This is a genomic window from Kribbella catacumbae DSM 19601 (assembly GCF_000372465.1).
GTDB classification, from domain to species: Bacteria; Actinomycetota; Actinomycetes; order Propionibacteriales; family Kribbellaceae; genus Kribbella; species Kribbella catacumbae.
Map to the genome: position 1 here is coordinate 63,648 of NZ_AQUZ01000024.1, position 17,599 is coordinate 81,246.

Genomic DNA, 17,599 nt, shown 5'->3' on the forward strand with positions numbered 1-17,599 from the left:
GTCTTGTTGAGACCGAGATTCAGCCTGCCCACGCCTGAAAGGTATGTCCTGAGCGCCTTGGACCCGCGGTCCCCACTCGTGATCGATACGCACGAGCTGTCACGCCGCGCCGGGTCCCAGCGCGAAGTCTCCTTCACGGCCAACGCACCGGCAGATCTCGGAATCGACGTGATCGGCGTCCCCGAAGGCGACCCGATCCAGTTCGATCTGCGACTGGAAGCGGTAGTCGAGGGGGTGCTCGTGACCGGATCGGCCAGTGGCCGGCTGGTCGGGGAGTGCGCGCGGTGCCTGGTCGATATCGAGGACGAGTTCCTCGCTGACGTCCAGGAGCTGTACGTCTACCCGGAGAGCGACGCCGAGCCGGACGAGGCCAGCCGGATGGAGGGCGATCTGATCGACCTCGAGCCGGCGTTGAGGGACCAGGTGGTGCTCGCACTGCCGTTCCAGCCGTTGTGCAAGGACGACTGTCCGGGTCTGTGCCCCGAGTGTGGGGTACGCCTGGCGGACGAGCCCGGCCATCAGCACGAGAACGGCGTCGACTCCCGCTGGTCCGCTCTGCAGGGCCTGCTCCCGCAGGATGAACGACCGTAGTACCTGAAGCAGTTCGTCAAGTCACCAGCCAGCCGGCCGGGTCGCAAGCCCCCGGCCGAACCGAGGAGTCATAACCGTGGCCGTTCCGAAGCGGAAGATGTCGCGCAGCAACACCCGGAGCCGCCGGGCTCAGTGGAAGGCCACTGCGCCTGCCCTGGTCACCTGCGTGAACCCCGCCTGCCGCGCGAAGCACCTGCAGCACACCGTTTGCCCCACCTGCGGCCAGTACGGCGCCAAGGGCGAGCGTCGCCAGGTCGTCGAGAGCTAAACGGCACCATCCCAGTGAACTCTGCCAACGAATCGGGGCTCTACGCCGAGCTGAACCAGCGGCTCGGCGTATCGCTGGCTGACAATTTACTGGAGCACGCCTTCACCCACCGTTCGTTCGCGTACGAGAACGGTGGGTTGCCGACCAATGAGCGACTGGAGTTCCTCGGGGACTCCGTGCTCGGCGTCATCGTCACGGAGTCGTTGTTCCGCAACCATCCGGACCTCTCCGAGGGCCGGCTCGCCAAGCTGCGCGCTGCTGTCGTCAACATGCGCGCGCTGGCGGGGGTCGCACGCGAGCTGAAGCTGGGTAAGTACCTTCGGCTCGGCCGCGGCGAGGAAGCCACTGGCGGCCGGGACAAGTCGTCGATCCTGGCCGACTGCGTCGAGGCACTGATCGGCGCCGTCTACCTGGACCGTGGCTTCGAGACCGCGGGCCGGGTCGTGCACACGCTGTTCGACGAGCTGATGGAGTCGTCGGCGCGGCTGGGTGCCGGCCTGGACTGGAAGACCAGCCTGCAAGAGCTGGTAGCGCAGCTGGGCGTCGGCGTACCGGAGTACGTGATCGCCGAGTCCGGTCCTGACCACGCCAAGACCTTCGAGGCGCGGGTGCGGATCGGTTCGGACACCTACGGTCACGGCATCGGCCGCAGCAAGAAGGAAGCCGAGCAGCAAGCCGCCGAGACCGCCTGGAAGGCGCTCAGGGCAGCCCACCCAGACAGCACAGACCCATCTCAGCAGCCCTGAGGTGCCTGAGCTTCCAGAGGTAGAGGTCGTCCGCCGCGGACTCGCGGATTTCACCACCGGGCGGACGATCGACGCCGTCGAGGTGCTGCACCCCCGGCCGGTACGCCGTCATCTGGCCGGGCCGGACGATTTCGTCGCCCTGCTCAAGGGGCAGACGTTCGCTGTCCCCGCCCGGCGCGGGAAGTACCTGTGGCTGCCGCTGGAGTCCGGGGACGCCGTCCTGGCGCACCTGGGCATGAGCGGGCAGTTCCGGGTTCAGCCGGTCGGCGCGCCGGACGAGAAGCACCTGCGGGTCCGGTTCAGGTTCGCCGACGACGGCGGAGAGGTCCGTTTTACGGACCAGCGGATGTTCGGTGGTCTGTCGTACTCCGAGGGTGGCGCTGAGTTACCTTCGGAGATTGCGCACATAGCCCGGGACCCGTTCGATCCTTTGTTCGACGAGACCCTTTTCGTGTCTGGTCTGCGTCGCCGTAAAACTGGTTTGAAGCGGGCGTTGCTCGACCAGACGCTGGTCAGCGGAGTCGGGAATATCTATGCCGACGAGGCTTTGTGGCGCGCCAAGCTGCATTACGCGAAGGCGACCGAGACGATGAAACCCTTGCAGGCAAGGGAAATCCTCGGTCATGCCCGGGCGGTGATGGGTGAGGCCCTGGACGTCGGCGGGACCAGCTTCGATGCCCTGTATGTCAACGTGAACGGGGAATCCGGCTATTTCGAGCGGGGCCTGGCGGTCTACGGCCAGGAAGGATCGCCGTGCCCGCGCGATGGCCGGCCGATCCGTCGCGAGCCGTTCATGAACCGTTCCTCGTTCCGCTGCCCGAAGTGCCAGCCGGCGCCACGACACGCCCGGTGGTGAGCGAGATATCGTTAATTCAAGTAGCTCAGGTTGACCCTTGGCGTAGGCGGTGTCACCCTGAAAGACGGCACACAATTCTGCGCTCCGCGGACCAGGGGCGCCAAACTGCCAGAACCCTTCCGGAGGACAGCACAATGGCCAAGGCTCTTTTAGGGCACCTTGGAGGCACTGACCCGCGCATGCTCGAGCAGGTACGTCTGCTCAACCGGCGTGTCGCCGATCTGGAGGCGCACGTCATGCGCCTGCAGGCAGAGAACGACCATCTCGTCGCAGCCGTACACGACGGACGCCTGCTCACGGTAGACGAGGCTCTGCGCGCCCCCGCTTCGGTCTGAACCACCGAAGCCGCACCACATCACCGACCGCACCACCCACGGCGGCGGCCCCCGTCCGGGCCTCCGCCGCGTTTCTTGCCGGTACTGCCTGTGTGCCTTGGGTACAGTGATCGGCGGAACTACTTCCCCCGGGTAGCGGCACTGTCACCGCGCGTGCGGTGGCCGATGGCAGTTATGACGGTTCCTTTCGGTATCGTCTGTCCTTTCACGGGTTGGGAGCTATCGCTTTGTACCTGAAGAGCATGACGCTCCGGGGTTTCAAGTCATTCGCGTCGGCCACGACGATGAACTTCGAACCAGGTATCACCTGCATCGTCGGCCCCAACGGTTCCGGCAAGTCCAATGTCGTCGACGGTCTCGCCTGGGTGATGGGTGAGCAGGGCGTCAAGTCGCTGCGTGGCGGCAAGATGGAAGACGTCATCTTCGCCGGTACGTCGGGCCGCGCCCCGCTGGGCCGCGCCGAGGTCGTCCTGACCATCGACAACACCGACGGCGCGCTCCCGATCGAGTACGCCGAGGTGACGATCTCGCGGACGATGTTCCGCAACGGCGGCTCCGACTACCAGATCAACGGCCAGAACTGCCGGCTGCTCGACGTCCAGGAGTTGCTCAGCGACTCCGGGATCGGCCGCGAGATGCACGTCATCGTCGGCCAGGGCCAGCTCGACTCGATCCTGCGCGCGACTCCCGAGGGCCGCCGTGGCTTCGTCGAGGAGGCGGCCGGCGTACTGAAGCACCGCAAGCGCAAGGAGAAGGCGCTGCGGAAGCTCGAGTCCACCGAGGGCAACGTGCACCGCCTCGGGGACCTGATCGCAGAGATCCGTCGCCAGCTGAAGCCGCTCGGACGCCAGGCAGAAGTTGCACGGCGCGCGGTGACGATCCAGGCCGAGGTCCGCGACGGCCGGTCCCGGCTGCTCGCCGACGACATCGTGCAGGCTCAGTCCTCGCTGGAGGCCGAGCTCAAGGACGAGGCGGCACTGACCGAGAAGCGCACCCAGATCGAGGCCGCGTTGCGGGAGGCGCGGGATCTCGAGGCCGAGCTGGAAGACGCGCTCCGGACCGACGCGCCGGCGCTGCAGGCCGCGCAGGACACCTGGTACGCGCTGTCCGGATTCGGCGAGAAGATCAAGGGCACCGCCCGGATCGCCGCGGACCGGATCCGTTCGCTCAGCGACGAGGCCGAGGAGTCCCGCAGCGGGCGCGACCCCGAGGAGCTCGAGCTGGAGGCTGCCCGGGTCCGCGAGAGCGAGGCGCAGATCGAGGCCGAGGTCGAGGCGCACTCCGAGCTGCTCGCGCAGGCGATCGAGCACCGGCAGCAGCTCGAGGCGGAGCACGCCGAGGAGGAGCGTCGGATCGCGTCGCTGATCCGGGCCGCCGCGGACCGTCGCGAGGGTATGGCCCGGCTGACCGGCCAGGTGAACGCGCTGAAGAGCCGTGCGGCCGCCGCCGAGTCCGAGATCGGCCGTCTGGCCAGCAACCAGCGCGAGGCCGAGGCGCGGGCTGCCAAGGCCCAACACGACTTCACCGCTCTAGAGACCCAGGTCGCCGGCCTCGACGCCGGCGAACGCGGCCTGGACGAGGAGTACGAGGCAGCCCAGAGCGTCCTGGACGAGCTGGAGGAGCGCCTCACCAAGCTCCGCGCCGAGGAGCGCGACGCCGAGCGGGAGCGGGCCGGCCTGACTGCCCGCAAGGACGCCCTGGAGATGGGCCTCAACCGCAAGGACGGCGCCGGCGCCCTGCTGGCCGCCTCCGAGCAGGTGAACGGCCTGATGGGCTCTATCGCCGCGCTGCTGAGCGTCCGACCCGGCTATGAGACGGCGATCGCCGCCGCGCTGGGCGAGGCCGCTGATGCCGTCGCCGTGACGCACACCCAGGCCGCACTGAACGCGGTCGGGCACCTCAAGGAGCACGACCTCGGCCGAGCCGGGATGCTCCTCGGAGACGCCCCGGCCGACGACTTCTCCAGCTGGCCACAGTTGCCGTACGGCGCGACGTACGCGGTCGAGGTGGTGGAGTGCCCCGAGACGCTGCGCCCGGCCCTTCGCCGGCTGCTCCGCAAGGTCGCCGTGGTCGACGACGTCCCCGCGGCGCGCTCGCTGATCCAGCACCTGCCCGAGGTCACCACGGCCACCCGGGCGGGCGACGTACTGGGTGCGCACTTCGCGTACGGCGGCTCTGACGCGGCGCCGAGCCTGATCGAGGTGCAGTCTGCCGTCGACGAGGCCGCCGAGAAGCTGACCGAGGCCACCGCCCGGAGTGAGCGGCTGCGGTTCGAGCTGGCCGCGATGGAGCGCGAGCGGGAGGGCCAGAAGCAGTCGGTCGAGATCGCGCTGGCCCGGTTGCACGAGTCGGATGCGTCGATGGCGGCCGTGGCCGAGCAGCTGGCCCAGTTCGGGTCGCTTGCGAAGGCGTCCCGCGGTGAGGCCCAGCGGATGGCCGAGGCGATCGCCGCGGCCGAGGAGGAGCGCGACCGGAACCTGTCCGGCCTCGCCGAACTCGAGCAGCGGCTCAGCGACGTCGAGCAGTACGGCGACGAAGAGGGTGACGACCCCGACCCGACCGAGCGTGACCGGCTCGCCGAGGCCGCCAAGGCAGGCCGAGCGGCCGAGATGGAAGCACGGCTCTCCCTGCGGACCACTGAAGAGCGTGCGCGGGCCCTGTCCGGCCGGGCTGACTCGCTGGAGCGTGCGGCGCGCCAGGAGCGGGAGGCCCGCGCTAGGGCTATCGCCCGGGCGACGCGTCGGGCACGGCAGTCCGAGGCCGCGCAGGCGGTGCACCTGGCGGCAGGACACGTCCTGGCCCGGCTGGAGCACTCACTGCAGCTCGCGGCCTCTGAGCGGTCGGCGATCCAGGCTCAGCGCGCCGAGCGCGAGCAGGCGCTGGCCCAGGCCCGCTCCACGACTCGCAACCTCAGCAGCGAGCTGGAGCAGCTCACTAACACCGTGCACCGCGACGCGCTGGCCAGGGCCGAGCAGAAGATGCGCTTGGAGGCCCTGTACGAGCGGGCGCTGGGCGAGCTGGGCACCGAGGTGGACGCGCTGGTCGCGGAGTACGGGCCGGATCAGCTGGTCCCGCCGCTGCCCAAGGACGGTGACGAGGACACGCTCGAACTCGAGGGCGAGCCGTTCGACCGGGCCAAGGTGCAGAAGCGGCTCAAGCAGGCCGAGCGGGCGCTGAACCAGCTGGGGCGGATCAACCCGCTCGCGCTGGAGGAGTTCGACGCGATGGAGGAGCGGCACCGCTTCCTCGCCGAGCAGCTCGAGGACCTGAAGAAGTCGCGGCGCGACCTGATGGACATCGTCAAGGAGGTCGACGACCGCGTCGAACAGGTCTTCACCGAGGCCTACCGCGACGTCGAGGTCGCCTTCGAACACGTCTTCAGCCGGCTGTTCCCCGGCGGTGAAGGCCGGCTCGTGCTGACCGATCCGTCCGACATGCTCAACACCGGCATCGACGTCGAGGCCCGCCCACCGGGCAAGAAGGTGAAGCGGCTGTCGCTGCTGTCCGGTGGCGAGCGCTCACTGGTCGCGGTCGCCTTCCTGGTCGCCCTCTTCAAGGCCCGCCCGTCGCCGTTCTACATCCTCGACGAGGTCGAGGCGGCGCTGGACGACACCAACCTGGGCCGCCTGCTGGAGATCTACGAGGAACTCCGCGAGAACAGCCAGCTCCTGGTCATCACCCACCAGAAGCGCACGATGGAGGTCGCCGACGCCCTGTACGGCGTCACCATGCGCGGCGACGGCGTCTCCGCCGTCATCAGCCAACGCATCCGCGAATCCGAACCCGCCTGACGTCTTGACTGGTTGAGGATCATCGCTCCCATGGAGTCCCGGCGGCGACGGCTGACTGCTGAGGAGTTGGTCGCCCGGCACCGGGGCTGCCGCGACTAGATGCTGCCCAGCTGATCCAGGAGGCCGACGACTTCTTCGGCACCGACGACCGACTCGCCGACGACCCGACCAGCGATGACGGCACCAGGTACTGATGCCGAGCACCCGGCCCGGTCGCCCGGCGAGCGGCGGTCCGGTCGCTAGCCCCTCGGCCAACCGATGGCCCGCTACAGGGCGCCGTCGGCACCAGAACCGGCCATCGGCAACCACAACCCGACGTACCCGGCGTGGCTGGGATGATTCCTGGCCCGCCCGCCCGCCCGCCCGCCCGCCCGCCCGTCCGCCGGTCCGGCGTACGCCGGACCGCCGCTGCGGCGTACGCCGGCAGTTGAGCTGCGGCCCTGGCAGTGGCTCGGCCCGCCGCGTCGGCGTACGCCGGGAGGGGCCGGACGCCCACGCATACCCGTCTCCGGCCAGCAAGCGCTTGCCTCGGCGTGTCGGGGCATCGGCATGAGGTCGTGCGTGCGCCGAGGTACATGCTCGCCTCCCGCGGCCCTGTCTGAGGTTCGTTGCCGAGGCCTGCCGGTAGGGGCCGGGCGGCCACCACTGTCAAACCTCGCGAGTAAGCGCTTGCCTCGGCGTGTCGAGGGTGTCAGGACGGGGTTTGGTAGTGGTGGCGGTCCGCAACCGGTCGTCCCCGGTCGGAGTCGAAGTCGCTCACACCGCGGTACGGCGGATCGGTTGCGTGGGCCCAGGTCTTGGGTGCCTGGGTTGGGTGTGGTTACCCGTGGTCCGGAGGGGTTCGCTTCTCGGCGTGGGGTTAGCCCCTTGCTCTGCCAGTAGGTGATGCCTTCCGGGCGGGGCGGAGTACACCGATTGGTCGCTGGACAACCCCACCAGCGAATCCCTTCACCCGGCGTGTCCCCGGTGGCCGCCCGCGGCCGTTCAGTCCACGCACCACTTTGAGCACCCGCAGGTCGTCGATCCGGCGACCGGGCGTCCGGGCGGTGCTCAAAGTGGCAGGTCGCGACGACTTTGGGCATGGGGCAGTTGTCGATCCGGTCGGCCGATGGCTGGGTGGTGCTCAAAGTGCTGGCGTGGTGGGCTAGTGGGCAGGTCAGGCTCGCGCGGTCTGTGGATCGTGAACTGGCTGCACAACTCAACGCCGCAGCAGATCGCGATGACGCACGCCGAGCTGGCCGAAGTCGTTGCTCAGGGCATGCTTCGCGCGGAGAGCGAGGCGACCTACCCGGTGGCGAGTTCCGCAAGGCGCTCGACCATGCGCGGTGGCTGAGTTGCGCGAGGCGCTCGGCCATGCGCGGCAGCCGGGCCGCTCGGGCAAAATCGGCGGGCCGGGCTGCTCGGGCGAGATCTTCTTCCGGTCGTGATCGTCATCGACGCGATCTGACCGTCCTGTGCGTCGAACGTGAAGTGCGACGGCCCGTTGAAGCCATCGCCACCGACCTGGGTGGCGACGGTGACCGGGTTGCCCGGCGTCGGCACCTGGGTCGCGGTGAAGGTGACCCGCTTGCCGATGAACTCGCTGTCGCTCCAGGGCAGCCAGGGCCTTCTCCTTGAACCGTTCCACCCATTTGGCCGTGTGGGTGGTGTCGAACGGCAAACCCAAAGGAGTAGAACCATGAAGCGCTTCGCCATCGTCGTCGGAACGGCCGTCGTCGGCCTTTCCGCCCTCACGGCCTGCGGTGGCGACGACCAGCCGGCCGCCCCGCAGAACACCACCAGCCAGTCGTCGGAGGCCAAGCTGGCCACCGCGGACGACGCCGACTTCGGCAAGATCGTTGTCGACGGCACCGGCCGGACCCTGTACGTGTTCGACAAGGACACCGCGAGCCCGTCGAAGTCGAACTGCGACGGCGACTGCGCGGCGAAGTGGCCGCCGCTGCTGGCCGGCTCCGGTACTCCGCAGGTCGACGGGGTGGACGCGGCCCTGGTCGGCACCGTGACGCGTACCGACGGCAGCAAGCAGGTCACGTTGGCCGGCTTGCCGGTCTACCAGTTCGCCCAGGACTCCAAGGCCGGCGAAGCCAAGGGCCAGGCGGTCGGCGGGGTCTGGTGGGTCGTCGGTCCGGACGGCAAGAAGATCACCAAGCAGGCCTCGTCGGACTCCGGCTACGGGTACTGACCGATCGAGGCTGGCCCGATGTCATCCACCGTCTTGCCGCGCCCCGCATGGTGCCCTGCGGTCCGATCCCCTATCGTACGATCGACCGCGACGGACAAGGCCGGGAGGACTGCGGTGGGTGACACGGACCGCCGTCCGGACACGGCCGAGGCGCTGATCCGCTCGCTGTACGCCGAACACGGCCGCAGCTTGCTCGCCTATGCGACCCGGTTGACGGGTGATCGGGCAGCCGCGGAGGACGTCGTACAGGAGACTCTGGTCCGGGCGTGGAAGCATGCCGACGATCTGGTCGAGGGCAAGGGATCGGTACGCGGTTGGTTGCTGACGGTCGCGCGCAACATCGTCACCGACCGGGCCCGGGCGCGTGCTGTCCGGCCCGCCGAGGTGGCAGAGGTGGCCGACCGTCCTCCGGTGGAGGGTGATCACTCCGAGTCGGTGGTGAACACGATGGTGGTGCTCGACGCGCTCGACCAGGTGTCGCCGGAGCATCGCGAGGTTCTGGTGCAGTTGTACTACCGCGGCCGGACCGTGACGGAGGCCGCGAAGGAGCTGGGCGTCCCGCCCGGTACGGTGAAATCGAGATCGTATTACGCCCTCCGAGCGCTCCGCGCGGTGATGGCCGGACCGGAAGCGGAGGTGGCCCGATGAGCGAGCACGATCACACTCAGCTGGGCGCCTACGTGCTCGGTTCGCTGGCGCCGGACGAGGTCCGCGCGCTGGATGAGCATCTGGCCGGTTGCGCCGAAGCGCGCGAGGAGCTGGCCGAGCTCGAGGAGATGAAGGAGTTCCTCGGCGAGGTACCGCCGGAGGCGTTCCTGGACGGGCCGCCGGAGGATGGCGACCTACTGCTGCAGCGCACACTGCGAGAGGTCCGGGCTGCTACTCCCGCCGACGCCCCCAAGCGTCGCCGTCCGTGGTTGCTGGTCGCCGCTGCCGCCGTGGTGGTCGCCGGGGCGCTAGGTGGCGGCGTAGTGATCGGTCGCCAGTCGGTCGACGAAGTAGCCAGTACTCCGCCCGCCGGCTCCAAGCACGTGACCGCGACGGATGCCACCTCCAAGGTGACGATGGCGACCACAGTGGAGCCGCGGGCCGGGTGGAGCTGGATCAACGTCAACGTCACCAACCTCAAGCCCGGTGCCGAGTGCGAGATGGTCGTCACCGACAAGGCGGGCAAGACCTACGTCGCCGGCAGCTGGGTGATCTCGCCGAAGGCCGCACGCGAAGGCAGCCGCTTCGGCGGTGGAGTGCTGGTGCCGGTCGACCAGGTGAAGTCGGTGGAGATCAGAACCGTGCAGGGTGAGCACGTCGTGACCACGCCGGTCTGAAACCGGTTGCCTCGCCGAGGAGGATGGTTCGGGCGTGCCTCCTTGTCTCGTGCGTGCTGCGCGGCACTCGGCACGGCACCTCGGCGCACTGGAGCAAAGGCCACGATGGAATAACATCGAGGCCTTCACTCCAGCACGCCGAGCTACCGCACCGAGCACCTGCTCGCGACTGCACGAGACAAGGAGGCACGCCCTAGCGTGAACTACGCGATTACCGAGGCATCCGCAGACCTCCGTTCTCGGCGCAAGGCTGCGGCCGCGGACTGCACTCGCTGGCTGTCCGGTCGGAGAGCGCCGGCGGCGGACGTGCTGCGAGCGCTCGCTGATGCGGTGACGGAGGACGAGCGCGATGGCTACGGCAGTGGCGGCGAGGTCGAGCTGATCGAGCAGGAGGTTGCTGAGCTGCTCGGCAAGCCGGCTGCGGTCTTCCTGCCCAGTGGGATCCTCGCCCAGCAGAGCGTGCTTCGCGTCTTCGCGGATCGCGCCGGGACGCAACGCGTCGCAGTACATGGGTTGTCTCATCTGTTGGTGCACGAGCTGAATGCTCTGGAAGAGGTACACCACCTGCGGATCGAGCGGATGACGTCGGAGCCGCGTCAGCCTCGGCCGGATGAGCTTGCTGCCATCCCGGGGAAGCTGGCTGCTGTGACGGTGGAGTTGCCGCTGCGCGACGGTGGGTTCGTACTGCCGAGCTGGGACGAGCTGGTGGTGTTTGCTGCGGCTTGTGAAGCCCGTGGCGTCCCGCTGCACCTGGATGGCGCTCGCCTGTGGGAGAGCACGCCGTACTTGGAACACAGCCTGGCGGAGATCGCTGCGCTCGCGTCTACGGTCTACGTGTCGTTCTACAAGGGCCTCGGTGGGCTCAGTGGAGCTGCACTGGCCGGGCCCGAGGACGTGATCGCTGAGGTACGCCGGTGGCAGCGCAGACTCGGCGGCAACCTCTACACACTCTTCCCGTACGCCGTGTCCGCGCGCGAGGGGCTGCGTACCGTACTGCCGCTGATGGGCGAGCTCCACCAACGTGCTGTCGAGTTGGCCGGCGCCTTGCAGAGCACGGGATTCCGGGTCTTTCCCGAGCCGCCGCACACGAACTCGTTTCGGGTCTACGCGCCGCGGCCGGCAGAGGAGATCGAGCTGGCCGCAGTACGCCGGATGGAGGCGACGCGGGAGTCGATCTCGTACACGTGGCAAGCGGCCGACGTACCGGGCTGGTCGTGGGTCGAGCTGGTCGTGACGCCCGGGACGTTGCAGTGGCGGGTCGACGAAGTAGCCAAGGCTTTTGGGGAACTTCTCGACGGGTGAGTTCGTCGCACTGGCTGTGGGGTTCTTTGTACGGCAACAACTCGGGGAGAAGTAACTAGTGCTGACGTTCGTCATCACCATGGTCGTCCTGCTGGTCCTGTCAGGACTCGTTCTACTCGCAGTAGCAAGAGGTGAAGGAAAAGGAATCGGCCACTAGATTGGCCTAGATGAGACGACTCATCTTCCAGGAATTCGTGACCCTCGACGGGTATGCCGCCGGGCCGGACGACTCGCTCGACTTCTTCGCCACCATCACCGATCAGGATGACCGCGACAATCTCGAGCTGCTCGAGCACGTCGACACCATGCTTCTCGGCGCGACGACGTACCGGTTGTTCGCCGATTACTGGCCGACGGCAACGGATTCGTTCGCGCCGCACCTGAACGCGCTGCGCAAAGTGGTCGTCTCGTCGACCCTGACCAGCGCGCCCTGGGGCGACTGGGAGCCGGGCGAGATCATCACCGACGCGGTGGCCGATGTCGCGGCGCTCAAGGCCGAGGACGCCAAGGACATCATCCTGTGGGGGAGCATCTCGCTCTTCCACTCGCTGCTGACGGCCGGGCTGGTCGACGAGGTGCAGCTGCGGGTCTGCCCGGCTGTCATCGGTGCGGGCAAGAGCGTGTTCCCCAGCGGCCAGTTCTCGCTGGAGCTGATCGAAGCCCGCCCGATGGCCACCAACGGCGCCCTGCTCCGGTACAGGACTAGCTGACCGCGTTGACGACGGCCTTCACGATCGGGGCGGCGACAGTGAACGTGGGCACGACCAGGAGGAGTACGGCGGCGGTGTAGGCGGCTGCTGCGAGCAGGGTCGAGTTGGGCTCAGGGTCGGCCAAGCGCTGGACTCTGAGCACAGTGGAGGACTTGGCGGCGGCAAGGCCGGCCTCTGGCGCCGGTGAACCCGCCAGGGCGACGAGCGCGCGGGCAAGCGGCAGAGGTCCGTTGCGGCGCCGGGCGTCGTCGTCGGCCAGCAGCTCTACCAGTGTGCGCGCCTGGTCCAGTGCCACGTCGCTGCGCACGAAGCGGGGGAAGGCCTTGTGCAGTGCTGTGAAGGCCTCCAGCACCAGGTCATGCCGCGCGCGCAAGTGGGCCTGCTCGTGAGCCAGTACTGCGCGCAGCTCCCCGTCGTCGAGCCTGTCGAGCGCCCCAACCGACACAACCACCCGGGAACCGCGCAGGGCGGGCAGGCAGTACGCCAGCGGCGTCTCTTCCGCCAGCACCCGCAGCCCCGGGATCAGCCCGTCCGGTGTCGCCAGTACGTCGACCAGGTCGCGGTGACGCTTCCGGCGGGCCCTAGTTCCGACAGCAACGCGCCCAGCAGCCCAGAGCAGCCGCACACCGACCAGAGCAGTCAGTGCAAGTACTGCGGCCGCTGCCAGGTCCCGAGCCGAGGACGGGTCGAACCGCGGCTCACCAGGTTGCCCGGCCGTCGAGTACGACAGCGAGATCCCCGCCCCAAAGGCAGCCAGTACTGCGGCCAGCGCGATCGCCTGCCACAGGGCGACCGCAGCCCGGGGAATCCGGTACGGCCAGGCGGCGCGAGCCATGAGCGCCGGAGCCGGCCCGGCGAGTACCAGGGCCAGAGCAGCCAGCAGGATGGGGGTGATCACCCCTCCCGCTCCTCCAGCCGGGCCAGCGCATCCCGCAGCAGCGCGGCTTCCTCGTCGCTGACCTGCCCGACGAACCGGACAAGTGCCTCCCGGCGATCGCCGGACCGGTCGAGCGCGTCACGCATCAAGTCCGCGGCCAGTTCCTCGCGCGGGGCGGCGGCCTTGTAGCGCCAGGCCTTGCCGTCTCGCTCGCGCTCGGTCAGCTGCTTCTTCGCCAGCCGGTCCAGCACGGTCATCACGGTGGTGTAGGCGAGCTCCCGGGTCCCGGAGAGCCGTGCGTGCACCTCGCGCACGGTCAGCGCGCCGTCGGCTGCCCAGAGCTGTTCCATCACCAGCCGCTCGAGGTCTCCTAGCCGGCGGGGCGCCTTCTCGTCGGTGGTCACGTGACCAGTATAACTACGCGTTGTAGTAGATCTACGGTAGCGTCTACTACGTAACGTCGTAGATCGCCCGGGAGGGCACGATGGACACGCTGGACCTGGCTCGGTGGCAGTTCGCGATCACCACCGTCTACCACTTCTTCTTCGTCCCGGTGACGCTGTCGCTGGTCGCCGTCACGGCCGGCCTGCAGACCGCGTGGTACCGGACCGGCAAGGACAAATACCTGCGGCTGACCAAGTTCTACGGCAAGTTGTTCCTGATCAACATCGCGATGGGCGTGGTCACCGGACTGGTCCAGGAGTTCCAGTTCGGGATGAACTGGAGCGACTACTCGCGCTTCGTCGGCGACGTCTTCGGTGCCCCGCTCGCGCTGGAGGGGCTGCTCGCGTTCTTCCTCGAGTCGACCTTCATCGGGCTGTGGATCTTCGGCTGGGACCGGCTGCCGAAGAAGGTGCACCTGGCCTGCATCTGGATGGTGGTGCTCGGCACCCAACTGTCGGCGTACTTCATCCTGGCGGCCAACTCCTGGATGCAGAACCCGGTCGGCTTCCGCTACAACGCCGAGCGCGGCCGCGCCGAGCTGACCGACATCTGGTCGGTGCTGACCAACAAGGTCGTCCTGGTCACCTATCCGCACACGATCTTCGCGGCCTTCATGGTCGGCGGCGCGTTCGTCGCGGCGGTGGCGATCTGGCACCTGGTCCGCCGGCCCGGCGTCGACACCGGTGCCTTCCGGACGGCGTTGCGCCTCGGCGCGGTGATGGTGATCGTGGCCGGCGCGGGGGTCGCGCTGAGCGGCGACCAGCAGGGCAAGGTGATGACCGAAGTACAGCCGATGAAGATGGCCGCGGCCGAGGCTCTGTACGAATCGGAGAAGCCGGCGTCGTTCTCGATCTTCACCGTCGGCACGCTCGACGGGTCGCGCGAGCTTTACTCGGTCAAGGTTCCTTACCTGCTGTCCTTCCTCGCCACCGGCAGTTTCGACAGTGAGGTGCAGGGGATCAACAACCTGCAGCAGGCGTACGAGAAGATCTACGGCCCTGGCTCGTACAAGCCGAACGTCCCGCTCACCTACTGGACCTTCCGGCTGATGATCGGGGTCGGGATGTCGGCCGCCGCGCTCGCCGTTTTGTTGCTCTGGGCAACAAGAAAAGGACGAGCGCCGCATCGGATGCTGGTCTGGCTGGCGGTGCCGCTACCGCTGCTGCCGTTGCTGGCGAACGTCTTCGGCTGGGTCTTCACCGAGACGGGCCGGCAGCCGTGGCTGGTGTTCGGCCTGCTGCCGACCGCGTCCGGCGTCTCGCCCGGCACCACGATGACCGAGTTACTGATCTCGCTGATCGGTTTCACGCTTCTGTACGGCTTACTGGCGGTGGTCGAGGTCAAGCTGATGCTCAAGTCGATCCGGGCCGGGCTCGCGGGTGCCTCGCCGTTGCCGGGGGATCCCCCCGACGATGCACCGGACGAAGCCGCCAAACCGCTCTCCTTCGCCTACTAGGGGTGGTCTGAATGGAACTCACGACAATCTGGTTCGTCGTCATCGCGGGGTTGTGGATCGGGTACTTCGTGCTGGAGGGGTTCGACTTCGGGGTCGGCATCCTGCTGCGCGTGCTCGGCCGGGACGAGCCGGAGCGGCGCGCGGTGATCACCACGATCGGTCCGGTCTGGGACGGCAACGAGGTGTGGCTGATCGTCGCGGGCGCGATGACGTTCGCGGCCTTCCCGGAGTGGTACGCGACGCTCTTCAGCGGTTTCTATCTGCCGCTGTTCGCGATCCTGGTGTCGCTGATCCTGCGCGGGGTGGCGCTGGAGTACCGCGGCAAGCGCGACGACCTACCGTGGCGAAGCCGGATGGACACCCTGATCACGATCGGCTCGCTGGTCCCGGCCCTGCTGTGGGGCATCACCTTCGCCAACCTCGTCCGCGGCCTACCACTGGACGCCTCCCACGAGTTCGTAGGAAACCTGGGGACGCTGCTCAACCCCTTCGCCCTACTCGGCGGAGTCGCCTTCACAGCCCTCTTCGTAGCTCACGGCGCAATCTTCCTGACCCTGCGAACAACTGACGACCTACGCCACCGCGCCAACCGCCTCGCGTCGGTGACTGGCCTGGCTGCGGCCGCGCTGGTCGTCGGGTTCCTTGTGTGGGCACACGCGATACGCGGCAACGCCGCGTCGGTTGTACTCGCCGCGCTGGCAGCTGCAGCCCTACTGGCAGGCCTCGCAGCCAACAAGCCGAGCGGAGCGAAGGCCTCGGGGGCGGTCGGCTCCTCCCACTCCAGCACCGCCCGGGAGGGTTGGGCCTTTGCTGGGACCGCCTTGGCTATTGCGTTGGGTGTGGCTTCGCTCTTCGTGGCGATGTTTCCGGCGGTGTTGCCGTCGACGCTTGATCCCGCGTGGGGCCTGACGGTCACCAACGCAGCCTCCTCGGCGTACACGTTGAAGGTGTTGACGGTGATTGCGGCGATCTTCACGCCGTTGGTGATGCTCTACCAGGGGTGGACCTACTGGGTGTTCCGCAAGCGCGTCACCGTCGAGCCGGTCGCGGTCTCGTGAAGCCGCTTGATCCGCGGTTGCTGCGGAGGGCCAAGGCTGCCCGGGGCTTCCTGGTCGGCTCTGTGCTCATCGGCGTCGCCACCGGGCTCCTGATCATCGTGCAGGCTGTGCTGCTGGCCCACGGCATCACACAGGTCGTGTTGCACGGCGCCGCGGTCGGTCAGGTGGCGTGGTTGCTGGCAGCGGTGCTGTTGGCGCGCGCCGTGCTGGTCTGGGTGCAGGAGGTGGTGGCGCAGCGCGCGGCGGCTGCGGTGAAGTCGACATTGCGCAGGCAGGTGCTGGAGCACTCGCTGAAGCTCGGGCCGGCTTGGCTCAGTGGCGAGCGGAGCAGTGCACTGACAACCCTGCTCACCAAGGGCCTCGACGACCTAGACCCGTACTTCGCTCGCTACCTGCCGCAACTCGTGCTTGCGGCGACAGTCCCGGCCGGTGTGGTGGGCTGGATGGCCACTGGAGACCTGATCGCCGCCGGGACCGTGGCGGTGACACTGCCGCTGATCCCGGTCTTCATGGCGCTGGTCGGCTGGGCTACCCAGGCGCACAGCCGTCGGCGGCAGCATGCGCTCGCAGTACTGGCTCATCACTTCTCCGACGTGGTGGCCGGACTGCCGACGCTGAAGCTGTTCGGCCGGGCGAAGGGGCAAGTGACCGCAGTACGCGAGGTGACCGACCGGCACCGGGTGGCGTCGATGAAGAGTCTGCGGCTGGCGTTCCTGTCGTCGTTCGTACTGGAACTGCTCGCGAGCATCTCGGTGGCGCTCGTCGCGGTCGGTGTCGGGCTGCGGCTCATCGACGGCAAGCTCGGGCTGGAGACGGCGTTGCTGGTCCTGATCCTGGCGCCGGAGGCCTACCTGCCACTGCGGCAGGTCGGTGCGCACTTCCACGCGAGTGCGGACGGCGTTGCTGCCAGCGAAGAGGTCTTCCGAGTACTGGAGACGCCACTACCGCAGCGAGGCGAGCGGACCGACGTACCGGACCTGCGGGTGACGCCGCTGCATCTGCATGACGTGACTGTGCTGTACCCCGGTCGAGACGAGCCGGCGCTGGAGGGGTGCGACCTGGACCTCTGGCCGGGAGAGGTGGTCGCTCTCGCTGGCCCTAGTGGTGCTGGGAAGTCCACAGTGCTCGCCGCGGTGCTCGGCTTCGTCGTACCTGAGCGCGGGGTAGTGGTGGCTGGTGCGAGCGCTGCTGATGAGTTCGCTCCGGAGCGGTGGCGGGCGCAGTTCGCGTGGGTGCCGCAGCGGCCGGGGCTTCGGACGGGCACTATCGCCGACAACATCCGCCTCGGTCGACCTGCGGCCACTGACACCCAGGTACTGCGCGCGCTGGCCCAGGCAGGCGCGTCGGAGCTCGATCCAGCTCAGCAGGTTGGCGAAGGCGGCCAATTGCTCTCGGGAGGCCAGCGGCGGCGGGTAGCACTCGCCCGAGCGCTGGTGACGGAGGCACCCGTGCTCTTGCTCGACGAGCCAACCGCCGGGCTAGACGCAGAGGCAGAGGCAGCAGTAGTCGCCCACCTACGCGCCTCCGGCCGCACAGTCCTGCTGGTAGCCCATCGCCCAGCCCTCCTCGCGGCCGCGGACCGAGTCGTCACCGTCGGGTCGCCCAAGTCGCTCGACGCAGCATTGACTGGATCGGTGGTGGTGAGGTGAGCGGCTTGG

Annotated in this window: 18 protein-coding genes; 14 read left to right on the forward strand and 4 right to left on the reverse strand. The window is 68.4% G+C overall.

Translation table 11 applies throughout. From position 1 onward, the window contains the following. The first annotated feature begins 78 nt into the window (after positions 1-78). The 4 genes from A3ES_RS0123935 (at position 79) to mutM (ending at position 2,461) form a co-directional block, all read left to right on the forward strand. Positions 79-591: a YceD family protein gene (locus tag A3ES_RS0123935; RefSeq protein WP_020389377.1), complete on the forward strand. Its 513-nt coding sequence runs from the start codon at positions 79-81 to the stop codon at positions 589-591. Positions 592-667: 76 nt separating this feature from the next. Beyond that, positions 668-859, forward strand: coding sequence for a 50S ribosomal protein L32 (rpmF, locus tag A3ES_RS0123940; protein ID WP_020389378.1), 192 nt, complete (start codon positions 668-670; stop codon positions 857-859). Between the two features lie 14 nt (positions 860-873). Then, on the forward strand, positions 874-1,605 hold the full coding sequence (gene rnc, locus A3ES_RS48190; protein WP_020389379.1) for a ribonuclease III: 732 nt from the start codon (positions 874-876) through the stop codon (positions 1,603-1,605). 1 nt (position 1,606) lies between these two features. Next, a complete protein-coding gene (mutM, locus tag A3ES_RS0123950) occupies positions 1,607-2,461 on the forward strand; it encodes a bifunctional DNA-formamidopyrimidine glycosylase/DNA-(apurinic or apyrimidinic site) lyase (RefSeq protein WP_020389380.1) in 855 nt (284 codons plus the stop codon). Between the two features lie 149 nt (positions 2,462-2,610). Here mutM and A3ES_RS55555 read toward each other — a convergent pair whose 3' ends face one another. Further along, positions 2,611-2,820 carry a hypothetical protein gene (locus tag A3ES_RS55555; RefSeq protein ID WP_202806573.1) on the reverse strand — a complete coding sequence of 70 codons (210 nt, stop codon included), beginning with the start codon at positions 2,818-2,820 and terminating at the stop codon, positions 2,611-2,613. 218 nt (positions 2,821-3,038) lie between these two features. On the opposite strand from A3ES_RS55555, the gene smc reads away from it, so the two are divergent. Then, positions 3,039-6,587 (forward strand): chromosome segregation protein SMC, encoded by a 3,549-nt coding sequence (gene smc, locus A3ES_RS0123960; protein WP_157630713.1) that lies wholly within the window; start codon positions 3,039-3,041, stop codon positions 6,585-6,587. A gap of 266 nt (positions 6,588-6,853) precedes the next feature. Here smc and A3ES_RS54225 read toward each other — a convergent pair whose 3' ends face one another. Then, complete coding sequence (locus A3ES_RS54225; protein WP_157630714.1) at positions 6,854-7,087, reverse strand: hypothetical protein; 234 nt, start codon at positions 7,085-7,087, stop codon at positions 6,854-6,856. A 647-nt stretch (positions 7,088-7,734) separates the two neighbouring features. On the opposite strand from A3ES_RS54225, the gene A3ES_RS0123965 reads away from it, so the two are divergent. The 6 genes from A3ES_RS0123965 to A3ES_RS0123990 all read left to right on the forward strand — a co-directional run bounded on the left by A3ES_RS0123965 (position 7,735) and on the right by A3ES_RS0123990 (position 12,106). After that, a complete protein-coding gene (locus tag A3ES_RS0123965) occupies positions 7,735-7,920 on the forward strand; it encodes a hypothetical protein (RefSeq protein WP_020389383.1) in 186 nt (61 codons plus the stop codon). A gap of 345 nt (positions 7,921-8,265) precedes the next feature. After that, a complete protein-coding gene (locus A3ES_RS48195; RefSeq protein ID WP_020389384.1) occupies positions 8,266-8,769 on the forward strand; it encodes a hypothetical protein in 504 nt (167 codons plus the stop codon). Positions 8,770-8,883: 114 nt separating this feature from the next. Then, a complete protein-coding gene (locus A3ES_RS0123975; protein WP_020389385.1) occupies positions 8,884-9,417 on the forward strand; it encodes a sigma-70 family RNA polymerase sigma factor in 534 nt (177 codons plus the stop codon). Then, on the forward strand, positions 9,414-10,094 hold the full coding sequence (locus A3ES_RS0123980; protein WP_020389386.1) for a zf-HC2 domain-containing protein: 681 nt from the start codon (positions 9,414-9,416) through the stop codon (positions 10,092-10,094). The genes A3ES_RS0123975 and A3ES_RS0123980 overlap by 4 nt, the downstream gene beginning before the upstream one ends. Positions 10,095-10,292: 198 nt before the next feature. Continuing rightward, the gene (locus A3ES_RS0123985; RefSeq protein ID WP_020389387.1) at positions 10,293-11,396 is read left to right on the forward strand and encodes a threonine aldolase family protein; all 1,104 of its coding nucleotides are present in this window, start codon (positions 10,293-10,295) and stop codon (positions 11,394-11,396) included. 167 nt (positions 11,397-11,563) lie between these two features. Next, complete coding sequence (locus tag A3ES_RS0123990) at positions 11,564-12,106, forward strand: dihydrofolate reductase family protein (RefSeq protein ID WP_020389388.1); 543 nt, start codon at positions 11,564-11,566, stop codon at positions 12,104-12,106. Here A3ES_RS0123990 and A3ES_RS0123995 read toward each other — a convergent pair. Both A3ES_RS0123995 and A3ES_RS0124000 read right to left on the reverse strand, forming a co-directional pair. Next, the gene (locus tag A3ES_RS0123995) at positions 12,099-13,004 is read right to left on the reverse strand and encodes a M56 family metallopeptidase (RefSeq protein ID WP_020389389.1); all 906 of its coding nucleotides are present in this window, start codon (positions 13,002-13,004) and stop codon (positions 12,099-12,101) included. The genes A3ES_RS0123990 and A3ES_RS0123995 overlap by 8 nt on opposite strands. Continuing rightward, the gene (locus A3ES_RS0124000; protein WP_020389390.1) at positions 13,001-13,387 is read right to left on the reverse strand and encodes a BlaI/MecI/CopY family transcriptional regulator; all 387 of its coding nucleotides are present in this window, start codon (positions 13,385-13,387) and stop codon (positions 13,001-13,003) included. The genes A3ES_RS0123995 and A3ES_RS0124000 overlap by 4 nt, the downstream gene beginning before the upstream one ends. 80 nt (positions 13,388-13,467) lie before the next feature. Here A3ES_RS0124000 and A3ES_RS0124005 point away from each other — a divergent pair, with 80 nt between their 5' ends. From A3ES_RS0124005 to cydD, 3 genes are read left to right on the forward strand one after another with little or no spacing between them, the layout of a single operon-like run. Next, on the forward strand, positions 13,468-14,883 hold the full coding sequence (locus A3ES_RS0124005; protein ID WP_020389391.1) for a cytochrome ubiquinol oxidase subunit I: 1,416 nt from the start codon (positions 13,468-13,470) through the stop codon (positions 14,881-14,883). An 11-nt stretch (positions 14,884-14,894) separates the two neighbouring features. Beyond that, positions 14,895-15,941 (forward strand): cytochrome d ubiquinol oxidase subunit II, encoded by a 1,047-nt coding sequence (gene cydB, locus A3ES_RS0124010; RefSeq protein WP_020389392.1) that lies wholly within the window; start codon positions 14,895-14,897, stop codon positions 15,939-15,941. Beyond that, complete coding sequence (gene cydD, locus A3ES_RS0124015; RefSeq protein ID WP_020389393.1) at positions 15,938-17,590, forward strand: thiol reductant ABC exporter subunit CydD; 1,653 nt, start codon at positions 15,938-15,940, stop codon at positions 17,588-17,590. Before cydB ends, cydD begins: the two co-directional genes overlap by 4 nt. Positions 17,591-17,599: the final 9 nt, after the last annotated feature.

Bases quoted from the DNA above. Each gene is read 5' to 3' on its own strand.
- A3ES_RS48195 (WP_020389384.1), top strand. From the start codon at position 8,266: ATGAAGCGCTTCGCCATCGTCGTCGGAACGGCCGTCGTCGGCCTTTCC.
- smc (WP_157630713.1), top strand. From the start codon at position 3,039: ATGACGCTCCGGGGTTTCAAGTCATTCGCGTCGGCCACGACGATGAAC.
- A3ES_RS54225 (WP_157630714.1), bottom strand. From the start codon at position 7,087: ATGCGTGGGCGTCCGGCCCCTCCCGGCGTACGCCGACGCGGCGGGCCG.
- cydB (WP_020389392.1), top strand. From the start codon at position 14,895: ATGGAACTCACGACAATCTGGTTCGTCGTCATCGCGGGGTTGTGGATC.
- A3ES_RS0123980 (WP_020389386.1), top strand. From the start codon at position 9,414: ATGAGCGAGCACGATCACACTCAGCTGGGCGCCTACGTGCTCGGTTCG.
- A3ES_RS0124005 (WP_020389391.1), top strand. From the start codon at position 13,468: ATGGACACGCTGGACCTGGCTCGGTGGCAGTTCGCGATCACCACCGTC.
- A3ES_RS0123990 (WP_020389388.1), top strand. From the start codon at position 11,564: ATGAGACGACTCATCTTCCAGGAATTCGTGACCCTCGACGGGTATGCC.